The following is a 26,306-nucleotide window of genomic DNA, read 5'->3' as shown; positions in this document are numbered from 1 at the left end:
TCACACTCGCTTCCACGATGCTCTTCGGGGGATCAGGGGGTTCAGAGGGGTGGGAGAGGTCAAAGAGGTGGGAGGGTCGGCCGGGACGGCCGTGAGGTCACGGATCAGCCCGTGGTCGGGGGAGAGCGAGCAGGCCGGATCGGCCCGCGCCGGATCGCCGGTGAGGGCGAACGCCTGGCAGCGGCAGCCGCCGAAGTCCTCCTCCCGGCGCGCGCAGCTCCGGCACGGCTCGCGCATCCAGTCGGTGCCCCGGTAGCGGCCGAAGGCTGGCGACTCCCGCCAGATCCACTCCAGCGTCCGGTCCCGCACGTTCGGCGGGTCGAGACCCGGCAGCGAGGCGGCGGCCGGGCACGGCAGCACCGTCCCGTCCGGGGTCACCGTCAGCGAGACCTTGCCCCAGCCGCCCATGCACGGCTTGGCCGTGCCGTCGAAGTGGTCGGGCACCACCCAGATCAGCTCCGGCCCGCCGGACGCCCGCAGCCGCTCCCGCCAGGACTCCACCGAGGCGACCGCGCGCGCCAGTTGACCGGCGGTCGGCAGCAGCCGGTCCCGGTTGAGCAGCGCCCAGCCGTGGTACTGGGCGTTGGCCAGCTCGATCCGTTCGACGCCCCAGGCGAGCCCGAGCTCCACGAGCGCGTCGACGGCGTCGAGATTGTCCCGGTGCAGCACCACGTTGAGCCCGAGCGGCAGCCCGGCCGCCCGCACAAGCGCCGCCGCCCGCTCCTTGTCCGCGAACGACCGGCGCCGTCCCGCGATCCGCTCCGACGCGCCGGGATCGGCGTGCTGCACCGACAGCTGCACACTGCGCAGCCCCGCCCCGGCCAGCTCGGCGAGCCGCCGCTCGTCCAGGCCGGTGCCGCTGGTGACCAGCTGGGTGTAGATCCCGGCCCGGTCGGCGGCGGCCGTGATCGCCGCCAGATCGGACCGCAACAGCGGCTCCCCGCCGGACAGATGTGTCTGTACGACGCCGAGCGCGCCCGCCTGCGCGAACACCTCGTACCACTGATCCGTCGTCAGCTCGGCGGCCTTGCGGGTGAGTTCGAGCGGGTTGGAGCAGTAGGAGCAGTGCAGCGGGCAGGCGTGGGTGAGTTCGGCGAGCAGCGCCCACGGCGGCGGCACGGTCATCGCAGCCACCCCCTTTCCCGTAACCGAGCGAGGAATTCCGGCACTTCGGCGGCGACCGGCGCCCCGGGGAAGGACCGGGACAGCTCGTCGACGATCTCGTCGACCGCCCGGCTGCCGTCGCACAGCCGCAGCACCCGGGCCGCCGAGCCCTCCAGGACCACCACCCGCTCCGGCATCAGGAGCAGTTCGGCGTCCCGTACCCGGTCGTGCCGCAGCAGCGTCGAGGCGGGCAGCGCGGGCCGCCAGCTCACCGGGCCTCGCCCTCGGGGCCCGCGGCCCGCCCGGACCCGGCCGCCGTTCCCGCGTGGTCGATCGCGTCGAGCAGCGACCACAGCACATCGCACTTGAAGTGCAGCGCGGCCACCGCCCGGTCCTGGTCCGCCGGGGACACGGCCCAGCCGAGGACCAGCTCCAGGGCCTCCTTGCCGTCGTGCGCGCCCTGGGTGACCCGGGTCCTGAAGTACTGCAGACCCGCCGCCTCGATCCACGGATAGTGCTCCTCGAAGGCGGCGATCCGGGTCACCATCAGGTCGGGCGCGGCGAGTTCGGTCAGCGAGGCGGCGACCGCCTCCAACGGGGTGCGCAGCCGGCAGAAGTTCACATAGCCCTCGACCGCGAGCCGCACCCCGGGCAGCACCTCGCGCCCCGAGAGCAGCGTCTCCCGCTCGATCCCGGCGGCCTCGCCGAGCCGCAGCCACCGTTCGAGCCCGCCCTCGCCCTCCCGCAGCCCGTCGTGGTCCTGGATCCGGCGCAGCCAGGACCTGCGCAGCGCGGGCCCGTCGAGCGCGGCCAGGATCAGCGCGTCCTTGACCGGGATGTGGCGCTGGTAGTGGAAGCGGTTGGTGATCCAGCGGCGCAGCTCCTCCGGGGTGAGCGTGCCCGCGTGCATCCGCCGGTTGAACGGATGCCGGTCGTGGTAGCGGTCGGCGGCGACCGCCCGGAGCCGTTGCTCAAGGGTCACAGCTCGATCTCCATCCCGTCGGAGGCCACCTCCAGACCCTGTTCGGCGAGCAGTCGGTGCTGCGGCGCGGCCGGGTCCACGAGGGGGTTGGTGTTGTTGAGGTGGGTGTAGAGGCAGCGGGCCGAGAGCTTGCCGAGGCGTTCGGCGGTGCCGCCGGGGCCGGTGATCGGCAGATGGCCCATGCCGGTCGCGGTCCGCGCCGAGATGCCGGTCCGCACCGGTTCGTCGTCGTCCCAGAAGGTGCCGTCGACGATCACGCAGTCGGCCCGCTCGGCCGCCCGCTGGAGCTCCTCGGGCCAGCTGCCGAGCGCCGGGGCGTAGAGCAGCGACCCGCCGGTGACCGGGTCCCGTACGGACAGCGCGCTGACCCACGCCCCGGGGCCCGGACCACCGCCCGGGCCGCCGTCCTGATCGCCCTCCGGCAGCATGCCCGGCACGGTGTCCGGCGCGATGTCGAGCCCGGCCGCGTACCGGGGCCGCTTGGCCGACACCGGCACCGCGGCGATCCGCAGCCCGCCGCCGGAACCGCCGGAACCGCCGGAACCGCCGGGCACCGTGGGGCGGGTGGGACTCAGCGGCCGGTGGTCGGGCCCGAGGTCCGTCCAGGTCAGCTCCAGGTACGGGGCGAGCACGGCGCCCAGCCGCAGCCCGGCCGTCAGCGCCCCGCGCACCGGAGCCGTGGCGTGCACCCGCAGGGCGTCCGCCTCCCGGAGCCTGGCCAGGCCGAGCGTGTGGTCGAGTTCGGCGTCGGTGAGCACGACCCCCGCGACCGGGGAGCTGCGCCCGGGGCCCGGGCGCAGCGGCGGGGCGTCCTCCAGCTGGTCGGTGAGGTCGGGCCCGGCGTTGACGACGTACCAGTCGGTGCCGTCCGATGCCCGGACCGCGAGCGACGCGTGCCGCCGCCGCCACCGCGGATCCCGCCGCGCCCCGGAGCACCCGGGGCACGCGCAGTTCCACTGGGGGATCCCGCCGCCGGCCGCGGTGCCGAGCACCCGCAGCAGCACGGCGGCCCCGCTAACGCCGGTTGAGGCTGTACGCGGTGACCTCGAGCGCGGTCTCCACGACGGTGAACTCGGGGGTGACCCAGTGCTCTTCGGCGGGGACGACGGTGCCGCCGGAACCGCCGTTCTGCTGCGGCGATGTGATGTTCTCGGTCATGGGAGAGCCTTGCCTTCCTGTGTGGGGGTTCAGGAGTGCGCGGTGAACTGGGTAGAGCTTCGGGGCTCACGGGACCCCGGTCAATACCCTTCGTTAGGAAAGTTTCCCAATAGTCGATCGGCCGGACTCCCTGGAATCGTGCTCCCGTCCCTCCCCACCACGGAGATGGTCCCATCACGGACACCGCACCCCGCACCGCACCCGGCACCCTTACCGCCCGGTAGCGGCCGGCCGGCCTGCGCGGGCCGCCCGAGGCAGCCGTGATCCCCGCCACAGCCGAGCTGCCCGCCAGCCCCACCGGCGGCCACCCGAGCGGAGCGGCCAGGGCACGCCACGGCCGTCCCGATGCGGCCTCAGGGCCCCGCGGCCCGCGCGGTCCGCGCCGTCCGCGCTGCCCCTCGGCGCGGTGGTCCTGGTCCCCGTCGTGCTCTGCCCGGCTTCGCCTTGGTAGGCCATCGGCCGGACGGGCGACGGCTGTTGACCACGCCGGGCGGTCGACGGGCTTCCCTGGTCACCCCGCCGGGCGCGATGCTGGATGCCCGCACGGGGACGCAGTCCGTGCGGAGCGGGCGGCGGGCGCGGGGAGATCGGGGCGAGTCCGCGGGGCGGGCGGTGCCGGGTGGGGCGGACGGGTGCCGGGTGAACCGGAGAGATCAGGTTCACGCACGTCCGGTGAAACCTTCTCCGGTTGATCGTCGTCCTCACCTGCGGAGCCGTCGGGACGACGAAGACGCTGGGAGTGGGCACGTGATGGGGCTGAAGGGCAAGTACACCGCACACATAGCAGTGGTGGCCTCTGCGGTGGGACTGAGTCTGGCGGCCTGGGGCGCGGCCGCTCTGACCGACACCGAGGCCACCAACCAGGCTGCCGGACCGAGCAGTCAGGGCGCGGTGCGGCCGGGCGCGAGCGGCCAGGACGACAAGGGGCCGGACAAGGTCCCGCCGGTGAAGACGCCCGAGAGCATCGCGCACGCCGCCGAGGCGGGCGGAAAGGCCGTCAACATCACCATCGACGACGGCCCCGACCCGCGCTGGACGCCGAGGATCCTGGAGATCCTCAAGGAGAACGACGTCAAGGCCGTGTTCTGCATGGTGGGCCCCAATGCCAAGCAGCACCCGGACCTGGTCAAGCGGATCGTCGCCGAGGGCCACCGGCTCTGCGACCACACCGTCACCCACGACACCGGCATGGACAAGAAGCCGGTCGCCTACCAGCGCCAGCAGATCATGGACGCCAAGCGGATGATCGAGGAAGCCTCGGGCGGCGCCAAGGTGGAGTACTACCGGGCCCCCGGCGGCGCGTTCACCCCGGCGAGCCGCAAGCTGGCCGCCGAGGCGGGCATGCGCCCGCTCGGCTGGAACGTGGACACCAAGGACTTCGAGCGCCCCGGCGCCGCCGCGATCGTCAGCACCGTGAAGAACGAGCTGTCCAACGGCCCGACGATCCTCTTCCACGACGGCGGCGGCGACCGCTCGCAGACCGTCGCGGCGCTGAAGGAGATCCTCCCCTGGCTGAAGTCCCAGGGACACCCGACCAGTTTCCCGGTCCGCACCACCCCCTGACGCCCTGACGCCCTGCCACCCAGGCACCCCGGTTGCCCCGCCGCGCCCCTGACCCGTCGTCAGGGGCGCGGCGGCCACGGGCCGGTGCCCGTCAGCCGAGCCGGATGTGGTCGACCGCCCAGTACCAGTTGTTGCCCGCGTCGTACATGCGGAACTTCAGCGTCACCGTCCGCGCCCCGGCCGGGACCGGGAACTCCTTGGTGACGGCCGTGTTCTCGGCGTCCGACGAGCCCGGCCCGTACGCGAGCAGCACCTGGTCCGCGCCGGTGTCGAACACCGCGCGGATCTCGGCCTTCTGGTTGCCCTCCTGGCGGTAGTGCGAGTCGACGTCGAACCGCAGCGTCGTCCGGCCCGCCGGGATCGCGACCGCCGGGGAGACCAGCGTCGAGTCGAAGCGGCCCTTCGCCGACGGCGCGCCGGTGTCGTCCCAGTCGTCCGGGTCGGCGACGGCGATGATGCCGAGGCCCCGGGTGAAGTTCGGACGGTCCTGGGCGCCGCCCGACCAGGCGCGCCGGGTGTGGAAGGTCCAGCCCTGGAACATCGGGGTGCCCTGCGGCATGGCGGCCGCGTTGACGACCGACCAGCCCTCGGGCGCGGTCGCCGTCCAGCCGAGCACCTGGCCGCGCCTGACCAGCTTCCCGGCCAGCGACTGGAAGTCCTCCGCGAGCAGGTGACCGCTCATGGCCGGGGCGATCCGGGCCTGGATCTCGCCGTCGGCGAGCCGCAGCCCGTCCGCGGCGCGGCCCCGGGCGTTCGCGAGCAGCCGGGCCGAGCCGTACGCCGGGGCGTCGGCCGGGGCCGTGACGTCCCAGCTCGCGGTGGCCGAGGCGCCGACCGCCAGGGCGCGCGGCGGCACGTCGGCGACGGCCTTCGCGGTCCAGCCCGCGGGCACCGTGAAGGCGACCGCGACATCCGTCAGCGGGACCGGGCCCCGGTTGGTCACGGTCGCGGTGAAGCGGGCGGTGGTGCCGCCCGCGACCACCGGCTCGTCCCCGGCCGCGGTGCCGACCTCGACGGCCAGCGCGTCCGGCAGGCCCATCGCCGGGTCGGTCACGCCCCGGTGGCGGCGGTCGGCGAACCGGCCCGCGAAGCGGCGCAGGAAGCGCGGGTCGTCGGCGGCGCCGACCGCCACGTCGTACCAGCGCTCGGCCGGGACGCGCAGCCGCACGGTGCGCTCGTCGCGCCCGCCGATCCGCACCTCGCGGACCCCGCCGCCGTACGCCAGGTCGCCGACGAGCACCGTGCGCGCACGCCGGCCGCGGTTGGCGATCTCGATCTCCAGGTACGCGCGGTCGTCGTCGCGGTCCTCCTTGAGCCGGGCCTCCAGGGCGTCTTCGGCGTCGCCGCGCAGGTGCCACAGCGAGCCGTTCGGGCCGTGCACCCGGATGTCGTAGGCGTCGCCCTGGAGGGCGCGGGCGCCGTTCAGGTGGCCGCCCGCGCCGACCGTGTAGAAGTCCGGGGTGCTGCCGGGCTCGCCGTACACCTGGAACACCGCGGCCTGCCGGCCCCGGTTGCGCAGGTCGAGCTCGACCCGGCCGTCGCGGACCTTCGCGCGCAGCGACAGCGCGTACGGCACCGGGCGGGCCGGGCGGGTGCCGCGCTGCTGGCGCGGGAAGAACTGCGGCGACGGCACGGCGATCGACGGCCTGCCGACGGCGGCGTCCGCCTTGGCCACGTTGCCGCTGGTGTCGGGGAGTTCGGGCCAGACGATGTCCTCGCCGGAGAAGTCGAACACCGAGGTCAGGTCACCGGCGACGGAGCGGCGCCACGCACTGATGTTGGGCTCGTGCACCCCGAAGCGGCGCTCCAGGAAGCGGATCACCGAGGTGTGGTCGAGGACCGTGGAGTCGACCACACCGCCGCGCGTCCACGGCGACACCACCAGCATCGGCACCCGCAGACCGAGGCCCATCGCGTGCGGCCCCGACACCAGCGTCTCGCCTTCGGGGAGCGTCTTCGACCAGGTCAGCGCGCCGTCACCGGCCCGCACCCGGTAGCGGCCGTCCTGCCCGACCACCCGCATCGCGATGGCTCCGCCGGGCTGCTGCACCCGGACCACGACCTCGCCGTCCACGGACATGGTCGCCTTGCCGCGCTCGGCGGACAGCGGCGGCACCGGCGGCATGCAGTGGTCGAAGAAGCCGCCGTGCTCGTCGTAGTTGAGGATGAACACGGTCTTGGCCCAGACGGCCGGGTTGTCCGCGAGCGCCTCGATCAGCCGCGCGGTGAGGTGCTCGCCGAACGGCGGCGGCCAGCTCGCGTGCTCGGACAGCGCCTCGGGGGCGACGATCCACGACACCTGCGGCAGCCGGTCGGCGGCCACGTCGGCGCGGAACGCCTCGACGAGCGCGTCGCCCATCTTGTGGCCGTCCTTCTGGTCGGCCGCCGCACCGGCCATCGCCATGCCCTTGTCGTACAGCGGCTGCCCCGGCTTGGACTGCATGAACGGACGGAACCAGGCGAGCGCGTTGTCGTCGTAGTTGTCCCGGGCCTGGTACGTCTTCCAGCTGACGCCCGCCTGCTCCAGACGCTCCGCGTACGTCGTCCAGGTGTTGCCGCCCGCGATGACGGTGTTGTTGTAGACGACCGTGTCGTTGACCGTGCCACCGCTGGTGCCGGTCATGAAGTGGTCGCGGTTGGTGTTGGTGTTGCACTGCACCGACGCGTGGTACTGGTCGCAGATCGTGAACGTGGTCGCGAGCGCGTTGTAGAACGGCATGTCGGCGGGCTCGTAGTAGCCGTGGCCGAGCCAGCCGCTGCTGCGCCCGGTGACGTAGCCGTCGACCCGGCCGTCGTTCCAGAGCGGGAAGGAGTCCACGAAGCCGAAGGCCGGGGCGCCCTGGCGGTAGGCGTTGGTGTGGGCGGCGTTCATCGCGAACGGCACGAGGTGGCCCTCGGCGCGCGAGGGGTCCGGCTGGTGGAACACCGAACGGCCGTTGGCGGTACGCACCGCGGCGCGGTCGCCGAGACCGCGAACGCCCGGCAGGGTCCCGAAGTAGTGGTCGAAGGAACGATTCTCCTGCATCAGCACGACGACATGCTGGATGTCTTCCAGTCGTCCGGGACGCGCGGGCGCGGCGAGCGCCTCGCGTACGCTCAGCGGCAGCGCGGACAGGACGGCGGCACCTGCGGCGCCACCGAGCAGCGTCCGGCGGGAGACTTCGGGGGAGGGCGACATACGGGGGAACTCCTTGCTCACGCGTCGGGACCTGCTGTGGTCCAGACCCGTTATGTCTAGGAGATCGTGGCGTCCCCCGACCGGGCAGCCGGTGAACGATAAACGAACACCCTTGCCGCGGGTGGGGTGTTGACCCGTGATAGTGGGATGTGACCGTTTCCGTCCGGTTCATCACCTCTGGGACGCGGGCCGGGAACCCCGGAACGCCGGAGCCCCGCCCCGCCCGGCGTGGACCGGGCGGCGCGGGGCTCCGACGGGGGGGCTCCTGGTGGCGCGTCAGACGGTGCTCCCCGCGGTACGGGCCAGGGCCTCGCGGGCCGCCTCCTCGGCGTCCGCCCGGTCCTCCGGTACGAGCCCGATGCGGGTCCTGCGGTCGAGCAGGTCGGCGACGTCGAGGGCGCCCTCGTGCCGTACCGCCCACAGGAGTTCGGCCCCTGTGACCGGATGGCCGGGCACGACCGGGCGGGCGAGGGCCGGGTCGGCGAGGCCCAGCGCGTGCACGGCCGGGGCCTCGGAGCCGTACCGGAACACCAGCCGGGACGGGACGTCGAGCCCGGCGAGGACCTTCGGGGTCGCGGCGCCGACCAGCGGCAGGGACGCGGTCCTGCACGGTCCGGCGTCGAGTCCGGCGGCGGCCACGGCGGCGTCGACGGCGTCCTGGGCCATCCGCCGGTAGGTGGTCAGCTTGCCGCCGACGACGGTGACGACGCCCTCGGCGGAGGTCAGCACGGCGTGCCGCCGGGAGATGTCGGCCGTCCGGCCCGGCGCGTCCGGGTCCGCGCCGGTGTCGAGGAGCGGGCGCAGTCCGGCGAACGCGCCGACCACGTCGGCGCGGTGCAGCGTGACGTCGAGCGCGGAGCCGAGCACGTCGAGCAGGAAGCCGATGTCGGTCTCGGGAACCTCCGGCACGTCCGGGACGGGTCCTTCGACCGGCTCGTCGGTGAGCCCGACGTACACCCGGCCGTCGCCCTGCGGCAGGACGAGCACGAACCGGTTCGACTCGCCGGGGATCGGGATGTGCAGCCCGGCCGAGAGCCGGCCCAGATCCTCGGACCGCAGCACCAGATGGGTGCCGCGCGAGGGGCGCAGCCGTACGTCGTCGACCAGGCCGCCCGCCCACACCCCGGCGGCGTTGACGATCGTGCGGGCCCGGACGGTCAGTTCCTCGCCGGTGGTCTCGTCGCGCAGCACCGCGCCGTCCCGGTGCAGCGCGAGGGCCCGGACCCGGGTGAGGATCCGGGCGCCGTGCGCGGCCGCCGTCCGGGCGATCGCGGTGACGAGCCGGGCGTCGTCGGAGAGCCGCCCGTCCCAGGACAGCAGCCCGCCGCGCAGCCCGGTCGCGCGCAGCGCGGGCGCCAGATGGCGGGTCTCGACGGCGGACAGGGTGCGCGGCCGGGGCAGCGTGCCGCGCCCGGTGCGGGCCGCGAGCCGCAGCAGGTCGCCCGCCATGAAACCGGCCCGGGCGAGCGCCGCCTGGCCGGTGCCGACCAGCGGGGTGAGCGGCAGCACGAACGGCTGGGCGCGCACCAGGTGGGGCGCGGTGCGTTCCATCAGGATGCCGCGCTCGACGGCACTCTCGTGGGCGACGTCCAGCTGGCCCGAGGCGAGGTAGCGCAGTCCGCCGTGGATCAGCTTGGAGCTCCAGCGGGAGGTGCCGAAGGCCAGGTCGTGGGCGTCGACCGCGACCACGCTGAGACCCCGGGTGGCCGCGTCGAGAGCGGCCCCGGCGCCGGTCGCGCCCAGGCCGACGACCAGCACGTCCACCTCGGAGTCCGCGGCGAGCGCGGCCAGTTCGCGGCTTCGGCGGGCGGCGGAGAGCGAGGAACCGGACGGGGCGGCCGGATCGGCGGGGCCGGTGGCGGGGGTGGCGGGGCTCATGGGGTGAGGGTCCTCTCCAGCAGGATGCGCAGCTCGCCGAGGAAGGCGGCCTCGCTCAGTTCGGGATCGGTCTCTTCGGGTTCGGTCATCGTGCGCAGCGAGAGCGTGAACGACTGCACCACCAGGAGCAGCGAACGGGCCTGCAGATCCGTGCGGAGCGCCCGCACCGAACCGTCCGCGTGGCCCTGGTCGAGCGCCGTGCCGAGCAGGTCGAGCAGGGCGTCCTGGCTGGCGCCGCGCCGGTCGAGCACATAGGGCAGCAGGAGCTCGGGGTCGACGTCGAGGATCTTGTGGAACAGCGGATGGGCGCGGAAGGCGGCGGCACCGGCGGTCAGACCGTCGACGATCCGGTCGCGCACCGGCCGGCCGTCGTCGGTGGCGGGCATGGCCCCGGTCGCCACCGCGATCCACTCACGGGTCATCAGATCGCCGACCAGGCTGCGCACATCGGGCCAGCGCCGGTACAGCGTCATCCGGGAGACGCCCGCGCGGCGGGCGACGTCGGTCAGGGTCGTGCGGCGCACGCCGACGGCGAGCACGCAGTCGCGGGCCGCGTCGAGGACGGGATCCGCGTCCGAGTCGTTGTGACGAATGGGCGTCATGTGTCACAGTGTAACGCCCGTAGGGGTCGAGCGGCAGCGCCGCACCCGAACCAGACCGTGAGGAACCCGAAGTGCGCGAAGAGGGCGGAATGGGCGAGACCGACACGACCGTGGCGGATGCCGAGGCCGGTACGACCCGGGTGACCGGCGGGCCGGGCGCCGAAGGACCGGCCCGGCCCGACACCGACATGCTGTGGAGCGGCTGGGGCGACCCCGCGAAGGCGGCGCCGCTGCCCGAGTCCGTGACCGGCCTGCTGCGCGACCTGCTCGGCGTCACCCCGCGCGAGAGCGGCCCCGCCGGACTGCGGGAACTCGCCGGACTCGTCGCCACCGCCCCGGAATTGACCGGCGCGGCGCGCGAAGCGCTGCGCGGCGCCGTCGGCGCGCCCGACGCCCTGCGCGAGGACGCCGAGAGCCGGATCCGGCACACCGGCGGCAAGTCCACCCCCGACCTGCTGCGCATCCGGGCCGGGGAACTCGGCGGCCTGCCCGCCGCCGTCGTGCTGCCCGGCAGCCACGACGAGGTCCTCGCCGTGCTCCGCGCCTGCGCCGAACACGGCCTCGCCGCCGTCCCGTTCGGCGGCGGCACCTCCGTCGTCGGCGGCCTCGCGCCCACCACCGAACGCCCGGTGGTCGCCCTCGACCTGCGCCGCCTCGACCAGCTCCTCGCCCTCGACGAGGTCTCCCGTACCGCCACCCTCCAGCCCGGACTGCGCGGCCCGCAGGCCGAAGCCCTCCTGAACGCCCGGGGGTTCACCCTCGGCCACTTCCCGCAGTCCTTCGAATGGGCCACCGTCGGCGGCTTCGCCGCCGCCCGCTCCAGCGGCCAGGCGTCCGCCGGATACGGCCGCTTCGACGAGATGGTCCTCGCCCTCACCGTCGCCACCCCCGAGGGCACCCTCGACACCGGCCGCGCCCCGCGCTCCGCCGCCGGCCCCGACCTGCGCCAGCTGATCCTCGGCTCCGAGGGCGCCCTCGGCGTCATCACCTCGGTCACCGTCCGGGTCCGCCCGCTGCCCGCCGCCCGGGTCTACGAGGGCTGGCGCTTCCCCGACTTCACCACCGGCGCCGCCGCCCTGCGCCGCCTCGCCCAGGACGGCCCGCGCCCCACCGTGCTGCGCCTCTCCGACGAGAGCGAGACCTTCATCGGCCTCGCCCAGCCCGACGCCATCGGCAGCGCCGAACTGCCCCAGAACCCCGGCTGCCTGGCCATCGTCGGCCACGAGGGCACCGAGGCGGAGACCGCCGCCCGCCGCGCCGCCGCCCGTGAGGTGCTGCTCGCCTGCGGCGGCGAGTACCTCGGCGAGGAGCCCGGCGACCGCTGGGAGCACGGCCGGTACAACGCGCCCTACCTGCGCGACGCGCTGCTCGACGCGGGCGCCTTCGCCGAGACCCTGGAGACCGCCGCCTTCTGGTCCGCGATCCCCGCCCTCTACACCGGCGTCCGCGACGCCCTGACCGGCACCCTCACCGAGGCCGGCACCCCGCCGCTGGTGATGTGCCACATCTCGCACACGTACGAGAACGGCGCCTCGCTCTACTTCACCGTCGTCGGCGCGCAGGGCAAGGACGCGATCGCCCACTGGGCCCCGGCGAAGGCGGCGGCGAACGACGCGATCCTGGCGGCGGGCGGCACCATCAGCCACCACCACGGCGTCGGCACCGACCACCGCGACTGGTACGCCCAGGAGATCGGCCCGCTCGGCATCCGCACGCTCCAGGCGGTCAAGGCGGAGCTGGACCCGTCCGGCGTCCTCAACCCCGGCGTCCTCGTCCCGGCCCCGGCCGCCGAGTGACTCCCGCAGCATCCCCGCCGTATCCCGGTCGTAGCGCCGTCCGGACCTCGCCCGTTCCGCCGCTCGCGTAGTCCCCGCAGTCCCCGCCGTTCCCGCAGTCCCCGCCGTTCCCGCAGTCCCTGCCGTTCCTGCCGTCCGGAGGACGATCCATGCGCCAGTTCACCGCCGTCGTCAACCCCACCGCGGGCGGCTCCAGCGGGACGGCGGGCCTGCTGCCGCTCGCCCGGCTGCTCCGCGAGGCGGGGGCCCGGCTCGACACCGTCTACAGCCGCAGCCTGGCCCACGCCCAGGAGATCGCCCAGGAGGCGGGCGCCCGCGGCCATGTGGTGCTCGCCGTCGGCGGGGACGGCATGGCCGGCCGGGTCGGCGGCTCGCTCAGCGGTACGGACACGGTCTTCGGCCTGGTCCCGGCGGGCCGCGGCAACGACTTCGCCCGCGCCCTCGGCCTGCCCACCGACCCGGCGGCGCTGGCCGAGATCCTGCTGCACGGGACCCCGCGCCAGGTCGACACCATCGAGGTCGAGTCCGCCGCGCACGGCCGGATCCACGTCCTGGGCAGCGTGTACGCGGGCGTCGACGCGGTCGCCAACCGGCACGCCAACCACTCCACCCTGCTGCGCGGCTCCGCCTCGTACTACGCGGGCGGGCTGCGCGCCGTCCTCGCCTGGCGGCCCGTCGGCTACCGGATCACCGTCGACGGGGTCCGCCACGAACGCACCGGCTACACCGTCGTCGCCGCCAACTCCGGCTTCTACGGCTTCGGCCGCAACATCGCCCCGGGCGCCCGCGTCGACGACGGCCTGCTCGACGTCGTCGTCATCCAGGACGCCCCGAAGCACCTCTTCTTCACCCTCATGAACGAGCTCAAGACCGGCTCCCACGTCCGCCGCCCGCAGGTCGAGATCCTGCGCGGCGCCGAGATCCGCATCGAGGCCGACCGTGCCCTGCCGTACGGCGCCGACGGCGAGGTGGACGCGGCCCTGCCGGTGACGCTGCGGGTGCGCCCGGGGGCACTGAACGTCCTGGCGTGAGGCCCCCCGCCCCCGGGGCCCTCGGGTCCCGGCAGGGGTCAGGACGCCGGCCGCGCCGCCGGGGCGGTGACCCGCTCCACGTACCCGGCGAGGGCGGCCCTGAGCTCCTCGCGGGGTACGGCCTCCCGGCCCGCGAGCAGCTCCACCAGGTCGGCCCGGACCGCCGCGAGCAGCGCGTGGGCGGTGAAGCCGGGTTCCGGCAGGCCCGGCAGCTCGGCCAGGACGGACCGGAGGAGTTCGTGCCAGCGGGCGTAGTGCTCCGCCTGGTACGGGCCGGTGCCGCTGTCCTCCAGGGCGAGCGCGAGCGGCCGGTTGTCGAGCTTGAAGCACAGCACCGCGTCGAGCAGCGCCGCCGCCCGCTCCCGCGCGGGCGCGCCGGGCCCCAGTGGCGGCGGCCCCGAGGTCACCGCCTCCCGCACCGGTTCGAGCCGGGCCTCGTACAGCGCCCTGAGCAGCCCGGCGCGGTCGCCGAACGCGCGGAACAGCGTCCCCTTGCCGACCCCGGCCGCCGCCGCGATGTCGGCCATCGTCAGTTCCTCGGGCCGGTCGGAGCGCGCGAACAGCGCGTCGGCGGCGGCGAGGACGGCCCGCTGGTTGCGGGCGGCGTCCTTGCGGGTCCTGCGGCCGGGCTCGGAGGACGGCCCAGGACTGGTCTCGGATGCCACGTGACTCCTCCAATTGCAAAGCGGACCCGTAGTCCGTATCGTCGTCTCCGTCGAAGCGGACCGTTAGTCCGCATTCTATGAGACGGAGGACGGCCATGTCCGCATCCCCTTCCCTCGCGATGTCGCCCGCCGAGGTGTACCGGCACGGCCTGCGGCTGCTGCTCGCCGAGGACATCCCCGGCTGGGTGTCCCTGTGGGCCGAGCACGGCGCGATGGAATTTCCGTTCGCGCCGCCCGGGTGGCCCGCCCGGCTGGACGGCCGGGACGCGATCGACGCGTACATGCGCCCCTATCCCGAGCAGATCGACCTGCACGACTTCCCCGAGGCCGACCTCCTGATCCACCAGACCGCCGACCCGCGCACGATCGTGGTCGAGATGCGGGGCGTCGGACGGCTGGTCGGCACGGGCGACCCGTTCGACATGCGGTACATCGCCGTCGTCACCGTCGAGGACGGGCTGTTCACCTCGTACCGCGACTACTGGAACCCGCTGGCCGTCACCGCGTCCGGCGCCGACCTCGGAACCGCCCGATGAACGACACCACCGCCCCGGCCACCCTCGTCATCGGTGCCACCGGCACCACCGGGCGCCGCGTCGTCGCCGGGCTCGCCGCCGCCGGACACCCGGCCCGGGCGGCCGGCCGCGGGGCGGCGCCGGTACCGGGCGGCGAGCCGGTGCGCTTCGACTGGTACGCCCCCGAGACCCACGCCGCCGCCCTCGCAGGCGCCGACCGGGTCTATCTGGTCCCGCCGATCGGCGACCCCGACCCGGCCGCCGTCATGCTGCCCTTCCTGCGGCGGGCGCGGGCCGCCGGGGTGCGCCGCGCGGTGCTGCTCAGCGCCTCGTCGATCCCGGCGGGCGGCCCCGCCGTCGGTCAGGTGCACCAGGCGCTGCCGGACCTCTTCGAGGAATGGGCGGTGCTGCGGCCGTCCTGGTTCATGCAGAACTTCACCGGCGACCACCTGCACGCCCAGGCCATCAGGACCGACGGCGTCCTGTCGACCGCCACCGGCACCGGCCGGGTCGGCTTCGTCGACGCCGACGACATCGCGGCCGTCGCCGTGCACGCCCTCACCGACCCCGAGGCCCCGAACACCGACCTGGTCCTGACCGGGCCCGATGCGCTGAGCTACGACGACATCGCCACGGTCGTCACCGAGGTCACCGGCCGCCAGGTCACCCACCGGGCGCTGTCCCACGGGGAGTTGTGCGCCTGGCTCGGCACCGTCATGCCGGGGGAGTTCGCCACCCTGCTCGCCGACATGGAACGCGCCATCGCCGACGGCGCGGAGGACCGCGTCACCGACGCCGTCGAACGGATCACCGGCCGCCCGCCGCGCGCCTTCCACGAGGTCGCGCGCCGCGAACTGGGCTGACCGGCCCGGCAGGGCACTCCTCAGACCGTTTCGTGCGCGCCCAGCAGCTCCCGCAGCCGCGCCGTGTCGATGACGTGCGCCCGGGACGGGAACACCTTCTCGACCAGGACCCGGTCGACCTCCGGGTCGCGGTCGGCGACCCCGTCCGAGAGGACGAACACCCGGTAGTCCCGGTCGGCGGCGTCCATCAGCGTCGACAGGACGACACCGCTGGTGCTCACCCCGGCGAGGACGAGGGTGTCGATGCCCCGCGCGGCCAGCCGCTCGAACAGGTCGGTGGTGGAACCGGCGCCGAACCGCACCTTGCGGATCACGATGTCCCCGTCCTCGGGGGCCACCTCCGGGTGGATCCGGGTGAGGTCGTCCTCGTGGTGCATGCCCTTCATGGCGGCGGCCGCGCTGAAGGTGATGTTGCGGTCGGGGACGGTCGCCCAGTCGTCCTCGGTGAACGCCACCCGCACGTGCCCGATCGTCCCGCCCGCCGCCCGTACGTCCGCGATGGCGCCGCCCACCCGGGCGAGCAGCGCCTCGGGCTCGGGGGCGAGCGGGACGATCGCGTACTGGAAGTCCATCGCGAGCAGCGCGGTCCGCGCGGGGACGAGCGGGGGAAGCGGGGTGGGGCCGGTCATGGGGTCGCTCCTGTCGGAGAAGGGAGGGAGGGGGGCTCGGGGGTACGGGCGGTCAGCGGGCCGGATCGCGGGGGTGGCGCTTCTCCGGGCCGCCGTCGGTCAGATCCACGGCGGCGAGCCGTTCGAGCAGCCCGATCGCCGCCTCGACGTCCGCCCCCGGGTCCTCGGCCACGATCCGGTCGATGGCCCGGGTCAGGAACGCGGCCCGTCCGTCGAGCAGCCGCTCGATCAGCCGCGCCGCCGCCGGGTCGGCGCTCATCAGCTTCTTCCGCCCGTCGCCGGGGTCCGGCGTGCTGTGCACGAGGCCCGCGGCCTTCAGGACGGCGAGGCTCTGCGCGATGGCCTGGGCGCTCACATGCTCGGTCTGCGCGAGCCGCGCCGCGGTGACGGGCCCCTCCCGCACCACCCGCGCGAGCACCGCGAGCTGCGTGGAACTCAGTCCGGTGGTGTGCAGACCCGATTCCGTCCGCAGCCGCGCCTTCAGCCGCATCATGGCGTCGCCCAGCCGCTCCGCGGTGCGGGCGGTGGGGGTGGGGTGCGGTGCGGGACGGGACTTCTCGGTCATGTCACCAGCCTAGAACAAGCCAAGCAACTTTGCCAAGTTACTTGGCTATCTGCCGTGCTCCGGCGTCCCGTGCCGAGCGTGCCGACCGGTACCGGGCGGGGCGGACATCCGGATGCCGCGCCTCCGGGGCCGTATCCGGAAAGGAAATCCGGCCAGCCGGGCGGTCGTGAACACCAGGAAATCCGGACGTCCGGAGAGGATGCCTGAAAACCTCCTTCTGGCCCGGAAGTTGAACGAAATAGCGTCGCTCCGGTACGCAACTCGCCGAAAGCAAAAGGAAAGCCGTGTCCGAAACGCCTCCGTCGTCCGAACGGCACATCGAAATCTCCTGGCCCAGCCTCGGTTGCACCGTCACCGCGGAACTCGACGACCGAAACCCCGAATTGGCCGATTCCCTCTGGGATTCGCTGCCTTATCAGAGCCTCCAGGGCCATGCCCTGATCGCGGGCGAGCACCTTTATCACGTGGCCCCGATCCACTCGCTGCTCCACACCCACGCGAACCAGAAAATCGCGGACCGGCGCGAGGCGCCCGACGGCACCGTGTTCTGTTCCGCGCTCCAGCATCTCGGCATCAAATACGGGGAGTTGACCGAACCCATGCCGGCCGCCCCGGTGGGCCGGATCCGGGACGCGGACCTGCCGACCCTGCGGGGCGTCGGCCAGGCCGTCTGGGAAGCGGTCTATTCGACGAAGAAACAGATCCTGGTGGAGGTCCGCAGGGCCGGTACGTCCGGCGGGCACCGGATACCCCGGCTCGCCGCGACCGAGCCCGAGGCCGAGCGCCTGATCCACGAGGTGCACGTCGAGACCGAGCGGATCTGGCTCGCCGAACCCGCCGAGCTCGGCAATCTGCACCGGGGACTCATCCCCTCCCGCGCCGGCACCCACGGGACCGTCCTGCCCACCCTCCTCTTCGTCAACGGCGAGACCCGCCCGCTGGGCTACGCCGCCTACGGCGGCCTGATCCGCGCCGCCGTCTCCGGCATGCCGATGGACTCGGTGCGCGAGATGGCCCGACTGCTCGTCGCGGTCCCGGCCGAGTTCCTCGACTACTGCGGCCTGGACAAGCTGGGCGACTTCACCCAGCGCTTCCTCGCCTGCCTGGACCGCCTCGACCGGGCCGACTTCCTCGCCGTCACCCGCCACCTCGCCCTCTACATCAACTGCCTGGGCGCCTGGAACCTCCACCTCTTCCCCTGGGACGCGGCCGACCCGCTGCGCCAGCAGCGGCCCGCCGAGACCGGGTCGACCCGATGAACACCCTTCCCGTACGCGCCGAAGCACTCGTCATCGGCGGCGGAGTCATCGGTACCTCCATCGCCGCCCACCTCGCCGAGACCGGCGTCGACACCGTCCTCCTGGAGCGCGGCAGCCTCGGCTCCGGCGCCTCCGGGGCCACCGCCCACGTCGTGCGGACCTACTTCCCCGGCGACGCCCGTACCGGCGCCCTCGCCGTACGCAGCGTGGCCGCCTACCACTCCTTCGCCGAGCGCACCGGAACGCCCCTCGGCCTGCGCCGCGTCGGATTCATGGTGCTGTTCACCGACGAGGCGCAGGTGGCGGAGTTCCGCCGCGACCAGGCCGCGCAGCGCGCCGCGGGCGTCGACGTCGAACTGGTGACCCCGGCCGACGCGGCCCGGCTGAACCCGCTGCTCGACGCGCGCCAGGTGGTGGCCGCGGCCTGGGCGCCCGAGGCGTACTCCTGCGACCCCGTCGCCGTCGTGCGCGGCTACGCCGCAGCGGCCGCCGACGCCGGGGCCGTGCTGCTGCCGGACAGCCCCGTCATCGCCATCGACCCCGACGGGCGGGTGCACACCCCGGCGGGCAGCATCCGCGCCGACACCGTCATCTGCGCGGCCGGACCCTGGGCGGGAGAGGTGGGCGCCCTCGCGGGCGTCGACCTCCCGGTACGCCCGGAACCGACGGAACTCCTCCTCACCGACCCCCTCACCGAACCGCTCCCCGGCGCTCCCGGTGTCCCGAGCACCACGCTGCCGATGACCCTGCACCCGTCCAAGCTGCGGATCCGCGCCTGGCACGACCGGGTGCTCGTCGGCATGGGCCGCCCCGGCCCCGACGAGTCGCGCGAGGACTGGCTCCAGCGGGTCTCGCGGCAGCTCGGCACGGTGTACCCCGCCCTCGCGGGCACCCGGCTGCACCGCGGCTGGGGCGGCTCGATCGACCTGGGCCCGGACGGCACCGCCCTCATCGGCCGTGACCCCGCCCGCCCGTTCCTCTACGCGGCGGGCTTCTCCGGCCAGGGCGTCTGCCAGGCCCCGGCGGCGGGCGAGCTGGTCCGCGACCTCTATCTCGGGAAGTAGCCCCGGAGGCACCTGAGCCCCTGCCGCCACCCCTCACGGGGTGGCGGCAGACGTCATCCGGAGGCGGGGTGGACCGGTTCCGCTTACGGTTCCATACTGAACTGCCGGTTTCTTCCCGCAGGTTGAGCCACCAGCATCGGAGCTGACATGCGCAGGTCCCTCGCCCGTACGGCAGCCGTCGCCGCCGCCGTCCTCGCCACCGGAACCCTCCTCGCCGCCCCCACCGCCACCGCGTCCGCCACCGCCACCAGCACCTTCGACGTCACCTACGGCAACACGTACACCCGCGGCACCATCACCTGGTACAACCGCTCGGTGCGGGTCGCGGGCGAGCACAAGTCCGTCGACGCCGGCTCCTGTCGCGGGACCACGGCCTTCCTGCTCGACTCGGGCAGCGCGGACGTGGGCCACGCCAGCAGCCCCGAGATCGTCTGCGGCGCCAGCGGCGACTTCGGCTTCCCCGTGTCGACCGATCGCGCCGGGGTCAACGTCGTACGCATCTGCCTGGAGGACGGCGCTCCGGAGCCCACCTACTACAAGTGCGTGCGCTACAGCCGCCCTTGACCCGCCTGCCGCCCGTCGGGTGTCGTGCCCGGTGCGTCCCTCACCAGGGCACGACGCCCGCGTCGTCGAAGAAGCGGCCGGTCGGACCGCCGTCGGGCAGGGTCGCCAGCTCGATGGCGATCGCCGCGCCCTGCCCGGGAGTGCGCACGCCCTGGAATTCGTTGAGGTCGGTCGCGACGTAGCCGGGGCAGCCGACGTTGATGAGGATGTCCGTGTCGCGCAGCTCCCGGGCGTACTGGAGGGTGACGGCGTTCAGGAACGTCTTCGACGGCGCGTACGCGACGGCCACCGGGCCCGCCGTCAGCTCCGCGTCGGGGCCCGACTGCCGGGTGAGCGAGCCGACGCTGCTGGACATGTTCACGATCCGCGGCGAGGCGGAGCGCCGCAGCAGCGGCAGCATCGCGTTGGTGACGCGGATGACACCGATCACGTTGGTCTCCACGACCGCTCGGACCGTTCCGGGATCGACGTGGGTGGGGTGCTGCGGCATCGGTCCCGCGATGGCGGCGTTGTTGACGAGCACGTCGAGGCGTCCTGCCCGGTCCTCGATCAGCCGCGCGGCGGCGGCCACGCTCGCGTCGTCCGTCACGTCCAGCGGTACGCCGAAGGCGTCGACACCCGCCGCGCGCAGCCGCTCCACCGCGTCCGCGCGGCGCCCGTCGTCGCGGGCGCCGACACCGACGCTCCAGCCGAGGGCGCCCAGGCCCACGGCGATCTCGTGGCCGATTCCCTTGTTCGCGCCGGTGACCAGCGCAATCGTTCGCTCATGCATGGGCATCATGCTGCCCGCGGTCGTCGGGCGCGGTCCAAGACCGATCGGGTGGCCCGCGATACCGTCAGGGTATGGACGACGTGCGGGGCGGGCGGGACGGGCGGGACGCGCGAGGGACGGAGCGACGGTCGGAGCACGGTGGCCGACTGGAGACCCGGGAGCTGCGCTACTTCGTCGCCGTCGCCGAGGAGTTGCACTTCGGGCGGGCCGCGCAGCGGCTCGGGATCGCGCAGCCGCCCCTGTCGCGGGCGATCCAGCAGCTCGAACGCCGCATCGGGGCCGCGCTGTTCGACCGGACGGGCCGGGTCGTCACGCTGACCGGGGCCGGTGCGGTGCTGCTCACCGAGGGCCGTGCCGCCCTCGACGCGATCGACGCCGCCGAGCGCCGGACCCGCCGCGCCGCCAATGCCATGACCGGCGGCCCCGGGATCGTCCTGGTCACCAAGGCGAACGGCGCCCGCGAGCTGGTGGCACGGCTGCTCGACGCGTACGCCGCGGAACCCGGCGCGGTCCCGGTCGACGTCATCCTGTGCGGCCCGGCCGAGCAGGAACGACTGCTGCGCGAGGGCCGGGCCGACGTGGCGCTGCTGCACCGGCCGTTCGACTCGACGGCCGGGCTGCACACCGAGGAGCTCGGCACCGAGGGCCAGGTGGCGGTTCTGCCCGCCGGTCACCCGCTCACCGCCCGCGCCCATGTCCACCTGGCCGACATCGCCGATCTGCCGGGCCTGCCCCTGCCGCGCTGGCCCGGCCCCGACGGCGGCTACCCGCCGGGACCGGGACCGAAGGTCCGCGACCACGCGCAGTTGCTCCAGCTCATCGCGCTCGGCCGGGCCTGCGCGGTCGCCCCGGAGTCGTCCCGGACCCACCTGCCCGGCGACCTCGCCGCCGTGCCGGTCCTTGACGTGCCCCAGGTCACCACCGTGATCGCCTGGCCACCGCACAGCCGGTCCAGAGCCGTGGCCGACCTGGTCAGGACCGCGACCCGGCTCCCGTGACCGTGCGGGTGGCCCCGTCGCCGGTCAGGCGGGCGTTCCGCTCTCGTGAGCACCGCCCTCCGGTCCGGTGGCGCCGGGCCGCAGGGTGCGGACGATCGCCGAGAAGTCCAGCCCGGCACCGTCCCCGGCGGCGAACTCGGCGTACAGCTCGGCGGCCTTGAGCCCGAGCGGCGCGGCCACGCCACCGGCCCGCAGCGCCGCCGCGGCCAGACCGAGGTCCTTGGCCATCAGCGGCGCGGCGAACCCGGGTTGGTAGTCCCGGTTGGCGGGACTCGTCGGTACGGGGCCGGGCACCGGGCAGTTGACGGTGAGCGCCCAGCACTGACCGGAGGCCGTGGAGGCCACGTCGTACAGCGCCTGATGGTCGAGGCCGAGGCTCTCGGCGAGCACGAACGCCTCGCTGACCCCGATCATCGAGACGGCGAGGATCATGTTGTTGCAGATCTTCGCGGCCTGTCCGGCACCGGCCGTGCCGCAGTGGACGGCCTTCCTGCCCATGGCGTCGAGCAGCGGCCCGGCCGCCGCGAACTCCTCGGCGCCACCGCCCGCCATGAAGGTGAGGGTGCCCGCCTCGGCGCCCACCACACCGCCCGACACCGGGGCGTCGAGCGACCGGTGACCGGCCTCGGCGACGGCCGTGTGCGCGGCCCTGGCGTCGGCGACGTCGATGGTCGAGCAGTCGACGAACAGGGTGCCGGGCCGGGCCGCGGCCAGCACGCCCTGTTCGCGGTAGAGGGCGAGGACATGGCGGCCGGCCGGGAGCATGGTGATGACCACGTCCGCCTCCGTGACGGCCCCGACGGCCGACCCGGCGGGCTCGACCCCGGCGGTGGCCGCCGCGGCGAGCAGACCGGGCACGAGGTCGAAGCCGAGGACGCGGTGCCCGGCCTTCACGAGGTTGGCCGCCATCGGGCCGCCCATGTGGCCGAGCCCGATGAACGCGACGGTGCTGCTGGTCACCACACGACCTCCTGGTCCGAGGGATGCGCGAAGGACCCGGGCCCGCCCGGGAACACGTTCGCGTCGAGCGGGGGGAAGAACCGGTCCACGGCGGCCCGGCCGACCTCCTCCAAGGTGGCCGGGGTCCAGTGCGGGGCGCGGTCCTTGTCGACGACCTGGGCGCGGATGCCCTCGACGAGATCGGGCGAGGCCAGCGCGGCCAGGGAGACCTGGAACTCCTGCTCCAGGACCCGTTCCAGCGGTCCGAGCCGACGGGCCCTGCGCAGCGCTTCCAGGGTGACCTTGACCGCCGTCGGTGACTTGCCCCGCAGGGTGTCGGCCGTGGCCTTCGCGGCGGGCACCCCGGACGCGAGCAGTCGTTCGATGATCTCCTCGACGGTGTCGGCGGCGTAGCAGGTGTCGATCCATGCGCGGGCGGCGGCCAGTTCACCGCCGGGTGCCGCCGTCACATGCCGTTCGAGGACCTCGTGCACGGGCCTGGTGGCCAGCTCGCTCTTCAGGGCGGGGAGCCGGTCGGCGGGGACGTGGTGGTCGGCGAGGCCGGCCAGGAGGGCGTCGGCGGCGCCGACGGGCGTGCCGGTGAGAGCCAGGTGGGTGCCGAGTTCGCCGGGCGCGAGGGCGAGGAGATAGGTGCCGCCGACGTCGGGGACGAAGCCGATGCCGGTCTCCGGCATGGCGACCTTGGAGCGTTCGGTGACGATCCGGACGCTGCCGTGCGCCGATACGCCGACACCGCCGCCCATCACGATGCCGTCCATCAGGGCCACGTACGGCTTCGGATAGCGGGCGATCAGCGCGTTCAGCCGGTACTCGTCCCGCCAGAAACCGACCGAGGCCGTACCGCCCGCCACCGCGTCGGCGTGGATCGCGCGGATGTCACCACCCGCGCACAGACCCCGCTCACCCGCCCCGTCGATCACGACCACCTCGACCGCCGGATCATCCCGCCAGGCGTCCAGCGCCTCGGTCATCCGCAGCACCATGCCATGGGTCAGGGCGTTGAGCGCGCGAGGCCGGTTGAGCGTGAGATACCCGGCGCGGCCCTCCGTACGGAACAGGACGTCGTCGGTCATCGCAGGGTCTCCGTGAGTCCGCGTGCCACGATCACCCGCATGATCTCGTTGGTTCCTTCCAGGATCTGATGCACTCTCAGGTCACGGACGATCTTCTCGATGCCGTACTCGCTGAGGTAGCCGTAGCCGCCGTGCAGCTGGAGCGCCGCGTCGGCCACCGCGTACCCGGTGTCGGTGGCGAACCGCTTGGCCATCGCGCACAGCCGCGGCGCCAGCGGATCGCCCGCGTCCAGGGCCTGGGCCGCCTGTCGCACCAGCGCGCGGGCCGCGGCCAGTTCGGTGGCCATGTCCGCGAGCCGGAACTGCAGAGCCTGGGCGTCGAGCAGCCGCGTGCCGAACGCCTCACGGTCGGCCAGATAGGACAGCGAACGGTCGAGGGCGCTCTGCGCGCCGCCGAGCGAGCAGGCGGCGATGCCGAGCCGGCCCCCGTTGAGACCGCTCATGGCGATCCGGAACCCGTCGCCCTCGGCCCCGAGCCGCCGGTCCGCCGGGATCCGCACCCCGTCCAGGATCACCTGGCGGGTCGGCTGCGCGTTCCACCCCATCTTCCGCTCGTTGGGCCCGAAGGAGACGCCCGGGTCCTCGCGCTCCACGACGAACGCGGAGATCCCGCCCGGGCCCGGCGCCCCGGTGCGCGCCATGACCACGTACCGGTCCGAGACTCCGGCACCGGAGATGAACTGCTTCACCCCGGTCAACACATAGTGGTCGCCCTGCCGTTCGGCCCGGGTGCGCAGCGCGGCCGCGTCCGAGCCGGCGCCGGGCTCGGTCAGGCAGTAGCTGCCGAGCGTCGTGGCGGAACACAGATCGGGCAGCCAGCGGGCGCGCTGCCCGGGGTCGCCGTACCGGTCGATCATCCAGGCGACCATGTTGTGGATCGACAGATATCCGGCGATGGACGGGCAGCCGGTGGCCAGGGTCTCGAAGACGAGGACGCCGTCGGCGCGGCTGAGCCCGGAGCCGCCGTGCTCCTCGTCGACGTACACCCCGGCAAGACCGAGCGCGGCGGCCCGCCGGATCACGTCGACGGGGAAGTGCTTGTCCTGGTCCCAGGCCACGGCGTGCGGGGCCAGCTGCTCCTGGGCGAAGTCGAGGGTGACCTCGGCGAGCGCGAGCTGGTCCTCGGTGAGGGTGCTGGTCACGGCGTCACCCCATCGTCGGCATGGTGAAGGTCGCGCCCTCCTTGACCCCGGAGGGCCAGCGCGAGGTGACGGTCTTCGTGCGGGTGTAGAAGCGGATCGAGTCGGGCCCGTGCTGGTTGAGGTCGCCGAAGCCGGACCGCTTCCAGCCGCCGAAGGTGTGGTACGCCACGGGCACCGGGATCGGCACGTTCACGCCCACCATGCCGGTGTTGACCCGGCGGGTGAACTCCCGTGCGGTGTCGCCGTCCCGGGTGAAGATCGCCACCCCGTTGCCGTACGGGTGCTCGCTCGGCAGCCGCAGCGCCTCCTCGAAGTCGGCGGCCCGGACCACGGAAAGCACCGGCCCGAAGATCTCCTCGCGGTAGATCCGCATCTGCGGGGACACCCGGTCGAACAGCGAGGCGCCGGTGAAGAAGCCGTCCTCGTGCCCTTCGAGGGTGAAGTCCCGGCCGTCGACGACGAGTTCGGCGCCCTCGGTGACGCCGACGTCGACATAGCGGCGCACCCGGTCGAGGGCGTCACGGCTGACCAGCGGGCCGAAGTCGGCCCCGGCGTCGTCGGACCGGCCGATCCGCAGCGTCCCGATCCGCTCCTTGAGGGCCGCGACGAGCCGGTCGGCGGTCTCCTCGCCGACCGGGACGGCGACCGAGACCGCCATGCAGCGCTCGCCCGCCGAGCCGTACCCGGCGCCGATCAGCGCGTCCACCGCCTGGTCCAGGTCGGCGTCGGGCATCACGATCATGTGGTTCTTGGCGCCGCCGAAGCACTGCGCGCGCTTGCCGTGCGCGGCGGCGGTGGCGTAGATGTGCGCGGCGATCGGCGTGGACCCGACGAAGCCGAGGGCCTGCACCCGGGGATCGGTGAGCAGGATGTCGACCGCCTCCTTGCCGCCGTTGACCACGTTCAGGACGCCCGGCGGCAGCCCGGCCTCCAGGAACAGCTCCGCGAGCCGCAGGGGTACGGAGGGATCGCGCTCGGACGGCTTGAGGATGAACGCGTTGCCGCAGGCGAGCGCGGGACCGGCCTGCCAGAGCGGGATCATGGCGGGGAAGTTGAACGGGGTGATGCCCGCGACCACGCCGAGCGGGCTGCGCAGCGAGTGCACGTCGATGCCGGTCCCGGCGTTGTCGGTGAACTCGCCCTTCATCAGGTGCGGGATACCGGCGGCGAACTCCACGACCTCCAGGCCGCGTTGCAGGTCGCCATGGGCGTCGGCGACGGTCTTGCCGTGCTCGGCGGAGAGCAGCCGGGCCAGGTCCTCCCGCTCGCCGTCGACGAGCTGGAGGAACCGCAGCAGCACCCGGGCCCGGCGCTGCGGGTTCCACTGGCCCCAATCGGCCTGTGCTTCCTGGGCGTTGGCGATGGCTGCCGTGGTGTCGGCGTGCCCGGCGAGCGGCACCCGGGCCTGGACGCCGCCGGTGTTCGGGTCGTACACGTCGGCGAACAGCCCGGACGTGCCGGGGGTGTGCTTTCCGCCGATGAAATGGGTGAGTTCACGGACCATGGGATGCCTGCTCTCGTCAGGTTGGATCCGGGGGATGGCACGGCAGCACGCACGGCGGCGCCCGATGGGGGCGCGCCGAGGCGCGGAGTCGTGGGAACTACGAGCGCGCGGAAGTGTGGTGCGCGCGCTCCGCCGGATCACCAGGGTCGTGGGGACAAACCGGTGCCATGCGTGTCTGCTCCATCCTCGTGGACAACACGGAACAGCCGCGGCCGGTATCCTGACTCCCGGATCACCGCGTGCTGCCCGCCTTCCCGACAGACCTCGTCAGTGGCGTGTGGACGGCAGCACACTCCCCGGTCACAGTGGCGGGACCGTGCCGGATTCACACCGGCTTCCCTGCACCGCGGACCTAGTGCCACGAACATATAGTTGGACGTCCTAGTAAGTCCAGAGGGCGCGGCGGCGGCCGGCCGCGCGAGCCCCCCGGTTTCGGACGCG

General features: G+C 74.0%; 25 protein-coding genes and 1 riboswitch. Of the genes, 9 read left to right on the top strand and 16 right to left on the bottom strand.

The genetic code is table 11. The annotated features are described in order from the left end of the window. From pqqE to pqqA, 5 genes are read right to left on the bottom strand one after another with little or no spacing between them, the layout of a single operon-like run. Nucleotides 1-1,125, bottom strand: coding sequence for a pyrroloquinoline quinone biosynthesis protein PqqE (gene pqqE / locus ACIPXM_RS19365; RefSeq protein ID WP_401656799.1), 1,125 nt, complete (start codon nucleotides 1,123-1,125; stop codon nucleotides 1-3). Then, nucleotides 1,122-1,376: a pyrroloquinoline quinone biosynthesis peptide chaperone PqqD gene (gene pqqD / locus ACIPXM_RS19360; RefSeq protein WP_401656797.1), complete on the bottom strand. Its 255-nt coding sequence runs from the start codon at nucleotides 1,374-1,376 to the stop codon at nucleotides 1,122-1,124. The genes pqqE and pqqD overlap by 4 nt, the downstream gene beginning before the upstream one ends. After that, nucleotides 1,373-2,086, bottom strand: coding sequence for a pyrroloquinoline-quinone synthase PqqC (gene pqqC, locus ACIPXM_RS19355; protein WP_401656795.1), 714 nt, complete (start codon nucleotides 2,084-2,086; stop codon nucleotides 1,373-1,375). Before pqqC ends, pqqD begins: the two co-directional genes overlap by 4 nt. Next, the gene (gene pqqB / locus ACIPXM_RS19350; RefSeq protein WP_401656793.1) at nucleotides 2,083-3,090 is read right to left on the bottom strand and encodes a pyrroloquinoline quinone biosynthesis protein PqqB; all 1,008 of its coding nucleotides are present in this window, start codon (nucleotides 3,088-3,090) and stop codon (nucleotides 2,083-2,085) included. The genes pqqC and pqqB overlap by 4 nt, the downstream gene beginning before the upstream one ends. A 10-nt stretch (nucleotides 3,091-3,100) precedes the next feature. Continuing rightward, nucleotides 3,101-3,244: a pyrroloquinoline quinone precursor peptide PqqA gene (gene pqqA, locus ACIPXM_RS19345; RefSeq protein WP_401656790.1), complete on the bottom strand. Its 144-nt coding sequence runs from the start codon at nucleotides 3,242-3,244 to the stop codon at nucleotides 3,101-3,103. 750 nt (nucleotides 3,245-3,994) lie between these two features. Between pqqA and ACIPXM_RS19340 the strand changes: the two genes are divergently transcribed. Then, nucleotides 3,995-4,807 (top strand): polysaccharide deacetylase family protein, encoded by an 813-nt coding sequence (locus tag ACIPXM_RS19340; protein ID WP_401656931.1) that lies wholly within the window; start codon nucleotides 3,995-3,997, stop codon nucleotides 4,805-4,807. A gap of 91 nt (nucleotides 4,808-4,898) precedes the next feature. Here ACIPXM_RS19340 and ACIPXM_RS19335 read toward each other — a convergent pair whose 3' ends face one another. From ACIPXM_RS19335 to ACIPXM_RS19325, 3 genes are all read right to left on the bottom strand, one after another. After that, on the bottom strand, nucleotides 4,899-7,985 hold the full coding sequence (locus ACIPXM_RS19335) for a phosphocholine-specific phospholipase C (protein WP_401656788.1): 3,087 nt from the start codon (nucleotides 7,983-7,985) through the stop codon (nucleotides 4,899-4,901). 276 nt (nucleotides 7,986-8,261) lie between these two features. Beyond that, on the bottom strand, nucleotides 8,262-9,863 hold the full coding sequence (locus tag ACIPXM_RS19330) for a glycerol-3-phosphate dehydrogenase/oxidase (RefSeq protein ID WP_401656786.1): 1,602 nt from the start codon (nucleotides 9,861-9,863) through the stop codon (nucleotides 8,262-8,264). Continuing rightward, complete coding sequence (locus ACIPXM_RS19325; RefSeq protein ID WP_401656784.1) at nucleotides 9,860-10,465, bottom strand: TetR/AcrR family transcriptional regulator; 606 nt, start codon at nucleotides 10,463-10,465, stop codon at nucleotides 9,860-9,862. Before ACIPXM_RS19325 ends, ACIPXM_RS19330 begins: the two co-directional genes overlap by 4 nt. A 188-nt stretch (nucleotides 10,466-10,653) precedes the next feature. Between ACIPXM_RS19325 and ACIPXM_RS19320 the strand changes: the two genes are divergently transcribed. Continuing rightward, entirely contained in the window at nucleotides 10,654-12,261 is a 1,608-nt protein-coding gene (locus ACIPXM_RS19320; RefSeq protein ID WP_401656929.1) for an FAD-binding oxidoreductase, read from the top strand. Nucleotides 12,262-12,410: 149 nt separating this feature from the next. After that, the gene (locus ACIPXM_RS19315; protein WP_401656782.1) at nucleotides 12,411-13,292 is read left to right on the top strand and encodes a diacylglycerol/lipid kinase family protein; all 882 of its coding nucleotides are present in this window, start codon (nucleotides 12,411-12,413) and stop codon (nucleotides 13,290-13,292) included. 38 nt (nucleotides 13,293-13,330) lie between these two features. On the opposite strand, the gene ACIPXM_RS19310 is transcribed toward ACIPXM_RS19315, so the two are convergent. Then, the gene (locus ACIPXM_RS19310) at nucleotides 13,331-13,957 is read right to left on the bottom strand and encodes a TetR/AcrR family transcriptional regulator (protein ID WP_401656780.1); all 627 of its coding nucleotides are present in this window, start codon (nucleotides 13,955-13,957) and stop codon (nucleotides 13,331-13,333) included. Between the two features lie 95 nt (nucleotides 13,958-14,052). Here ACIPXM_RS19310 and ACIPXM_RS19305 point away from each other — a divergent pair, with 95 nt between their 5' ends. After that, entirely contained in the window at nucleotides 14,053-14,493 is a 441-nt protein-coding gene (locus tag ACIPXM_RS19305; protein WP_401656778.1) for a nuclear transport factor 2 family protein, read from the top strand. Next, on the top strand, nucleotides 14,490-15,335 hold the full coding sequence (locus ACIPXM_RS19300) for an NAD(P)H-binding protein (RefSeq protein WP_401656776.1): 846 nt from the start codon (nucleotides 14,490-14,492) through the stop codon (nucleotides 15,333-15,335). The genes ACIPXM_RS19305 and ACIPXM_RS19300 overlap by 4 nt, the downstream gene beginning before the upstream one ends. 20 nt (nucleotides 15,336-15,355) lie before the next feature. Here the strand turns inward: ACIPXM_RS19300 and ACIPXM_RS19295 are convergent, their stop codons facing one another. Both ACIPXM_RS19295 and ACIPXM_RS19290 read right to left on the bottom strand, forming a co-directional pair. Continuing rightward, nucleotides 15,356-15,964, bottom strand: a complete 609-nt coding sequence (locus ACIPXM_RS19295) for a cysteine hydrolase family protein (RefSeq protein WP_401656774.1) — start codon at nucleotides 15,962-15,964, stop codon at nucleotides 15,356-15,358. 52 nt (nucleotides 15,965-16,016) lie between these two features. Further along, complete coding sequence (locus ACIPXM_RS19290) at nucleotides 16,017-16,529, bottom strand: MarR family winged helix-turn-helix transcriptional regulator (protein ID WP_401656772.1); 513 nt, start codon at nucleotides 16,527-16,529, stop codon at nucleotides 16,017-16,019. 464 nt (nucleotides 16,530-16,993) lie between these two features. Here ACIPXM_RS19290 and ACIPXM_RS19285 point away from each other — a divergent pair, with 464 nt between their 5' ends. The 3 genes from ACIPXM_RS19285 to ACIPXM_RS19275 all read left to right on the top strand — a co-directional run bounded on the left by ACIPXM_RS19285 (nucleotide 16,994) and on the right by ACIPXM_RS19275 (nucleotide 19,416). Next, nucleotides 16,994-17,788 carry a hypothetical protein gene (locus ACIPXM_RS19285; protein WP_401656770.1) on the top strand — a complete coding sequence of 265 codons (795 nt, stop codon included), beginning with the start codon at nucleotides 16,994-16,996 and terminating at the stop codon, nucleotides 17,786-17,788. After that, nucleotides 17,785-18,852, top strand: a complete 1,068-nt coding sequence (locus tag ACIPXM_RS19280; RefSeq protein WP_401656768.1) for an NAD(P)/FAD-dependent oxidoreductase — start codon at nucleotides 17,785-17,787, stop codon at nucleotides 18,850-18,852. Before ACIPXM_RS19285 ends, ACIPXM_RS19280 begins: the two co-directional genes overlap by 4 nt. Before the next feature lie 147 nt (nucleotides 18,853-18,999). Next, nucleotides 19,000-19,416 carry a hypothetical protein gene (locus tag ACIPXM_RS19275; RefSeq protein WP_401656765.1) on the top strand — a complete coding sequence of 139 codons (417 nt, stop codon included), beginning with the start codon at nucleotides 19,000-19,002 and terminating at the stop codon, nucleotides 19,414-19,416. Between the two features lie 40 nt (nucleotides 19,417-19,456). Here ACIPXM_RS19275 and ACIPXM_RS19270 read toward each other — a convergent pair whose 3' ends face one another. Next, nucleotides 19,457-20,188: an SDR family oxidoreductase gene (locus ACIPXM_RS19270; RefSeq protein ID WP_401656763.1), complete on the bottom strand. Its 732-nt coding sequence runs from the start codon at nucleotides 20,186-20,188 to the stop codon at nucleotides 19,457-19,459. 146 nt (nucleotides 20,189-20,334) lie between these two features. Between ACIPXM_RS19270 and ACIPXM_RS19265 the strand changes: the two genes are divergently transcribed. Next, nucleotides 20,335-21,186, top strand: a complete 852-nt coding sequence (locus ACIPXM_RS19265) for a LysR family transcriptional regulator (protein WP_401656926.1) — start codon at nucleotides 20,335-20,337, stop codon at nucleotides 21,184-21,186. A gap of 24 nt (nucleotides 21,187-21,210) precedes the next feature. On the opposite strand, the gene mmsB is transcribed toward ACIPXM_RS19265, so the two are convergent. From mmsB to ACIPXM_RS19245, 4 genes are read right to left on the bottom strand one after another with little or no spacing between them, the layout of a single operon-like run. Beyond that, entirely contained in the window at nucleotides 21,211-22,149 is a 939-nt protein-coding gene (gene mmsB, locus ACIPXM_RS19260; protein ID WP_401656760.1) for a 3-hydroxyisobutyrate dehydrogenase, read from the bottom strand. After that, the gene (locus ACIPXM_RS19255; RefSeq protein ID WP_401656758.1) at nucleotides 22,143-23,219 is read right to left on the bottom strand and encodes an enoyl-CoA hydratase/isomerase family protein; all 1,077 of its coding nucleotides are present in this window, start codon (nucleotides 23,217-23,219) and stop codon (nucleotides 22,143-22,145) included. The genes mmsB and ACIPXM_RS19255 overlap by 7 nt, the downstream gene beginning before the upstream one ends. Further along, a complete protein-coding gene (locus tag ACIPXM_RS19250) occupies nucleotides 23,216-24,361 on the bottom strand; it encodes an acyl-CoA dehydrogenase family protein (protein WP_401656756.1) in 1,146 nt (381 codons plus the stop codon). Before ACIPXM_RS19250 ends, ACIPXM_RS19255 begins: the two co-directional genes overlap by 4 nt. Nucleotides 24,362-24,365: 4 nt before the next feature. Continuing rightward, nucleotides 24,366-25,865, bottom strand: coding sequence for a CoA-acylating methylmalonate-semialdehyde dehydrogenase (locus ACIPXM_RS19245; RefSeq protein ID WP_401656754.1), 1,500 nt, complete (start codon nucleotides 25,863-25,865; stop codon nucleotides 24,366-24,368). Between the two features lie 192 nt (nucleotides 25,866-26,057). Then, a riboswitch (cobalamin riboswitch) is annotated at nucleotides 26,058-26,243 on the bottom strand. Nucleotides 26,244-26,306: the final 63 nt, after the last annotated feature.

The sequence above is a fragment of the Streptomyces sp. NPDC090025 genome, assembly GCF_044748125.1.
GTDB lineage: Bacteria > Actinomycetota > Actinomycetes > Streptomycetales > Streptomycetaceae > Streptomyces.
This window is presented reverse-complemented; position numbering and strand designations above follow the sequence as displayed.

Coding starts and splice junctions, on each gene's coding strand:
- pqqE (WP_401656799.1), bottom strand. CDS start 1,125: ATGACCGTGCCGCCGCCGTGGGCGCTGCTCGCCGAACTCACCCACGCC.
- pqqA (WP_401656790.1), bottom strand. CDS start 3,244: ATGACCGAGAACATCACATCGCCGCAGCAGAACGGCGGTTCCGGCGGC.
- ACIPXM_RS19340 (WP_401656931.1), top strand. CDS start 3,995: ATGGGGCTGAAGGGCAAGTACACCGCACACATAGCAGTGGTGGCCTCT.
- ACIPXM_RS19335 (WP_401656788.1), bottom strand. CDS start 7,985: ATGTCGCCCTCCCCCGAAGTCTCCCGCCGGACGCTGCTCGGTGGCGCC.
- ACIPXM_RS19330 (WP_401656786.1), bottom strand. CDS start 9,863: ATGAGCCCCGCCACCCCCGCCACCGGCCCCGCCGATCCGGCCGCCCCG.
- ACIPXM_RS19325 (WP_401656784.1), bottom strand. CDS start 10,465: ATGACGCCCATTCGTCACAACGACTCGGACGCGGATCCCGTCCTCGAC.
- ACIPXM_RS19320 (WP_401656929.1), top strand. CDS start 10,654: ATGCTGTGGAGCGGCTGGGGCGACCCCGCGAAGGCGGCGCCGCTGCCC.
- ACIPXM_RS19315 (WP_401656782.1), top strand. CDS start 12,411: ATGCGCCAGTTCACCGCCGTCGTCAACCCCACCGCGGGCGGCTCCAGC.
- ACIPXM_RS19305 (WP_401656778.1), top strand. CDS start 14,053: ATGTCCGCATCCCCTTCCCTCGCGATGTCGCCCGCCGAGGTGTACCGG.
- ACIPXM_RS19300 (WP_401656776.1), top strand. CDS start 14,490: ATGAACGACACCACCGCCCCGGCCACCCTCGTCATCGGTGCCACCGGC.
- ACIPXM_RS19295 (WP_401656774.1), bottom strand. CDS start 15,964: ATGACCGGCCCCACCCCGCTTCCCCCGCTCGTCCCCGCGCGGACCGCG.
- ACIPXM_RS19290 (WP_401656772.1), bottom strand. CDS start 16,529: ATGACCGAGAAGTCCCGTCCCGCACCGCACCCCACCCCCACCGCCCGC.
- ACIPXM_RS19280 (WP_401656768.1), top strand. CDS start 17,785: ATGAACACCCTTCCCGTACGCGCCGAAGCACTCGTCATCGGCGGCGGA.
- ACIPXM_RS19275 (WP_401656765.1), top strand. CDS start 19,000: ATGCGCAGGTCCCTCGCCCGTACGGCAGCCGTCGCCGCCGCCGTCCTC.
- ACIPXM_RS19270 (WP_401656763.1), bottom strand. CDS start 20,188: ATGCATGAGCGAACGATTGCGCTGGTCACCGGCGCGAACAAGGGAATC.
- ACIPXM_RS19255 (WP_401656758.1), bottom strand. CDS start 23,219: ATGACCGACGACGTCCTGTTCCGTACGGAGGGCCGCGCCGGGTATCTC.
- ACIPXM_RS19245 (WP_401656754.1), bottom strand. CDS start 25,865: ATGGTCCGTGAACTCACCCATTTCATCGGCGGAAAGCACACCCCCGGC.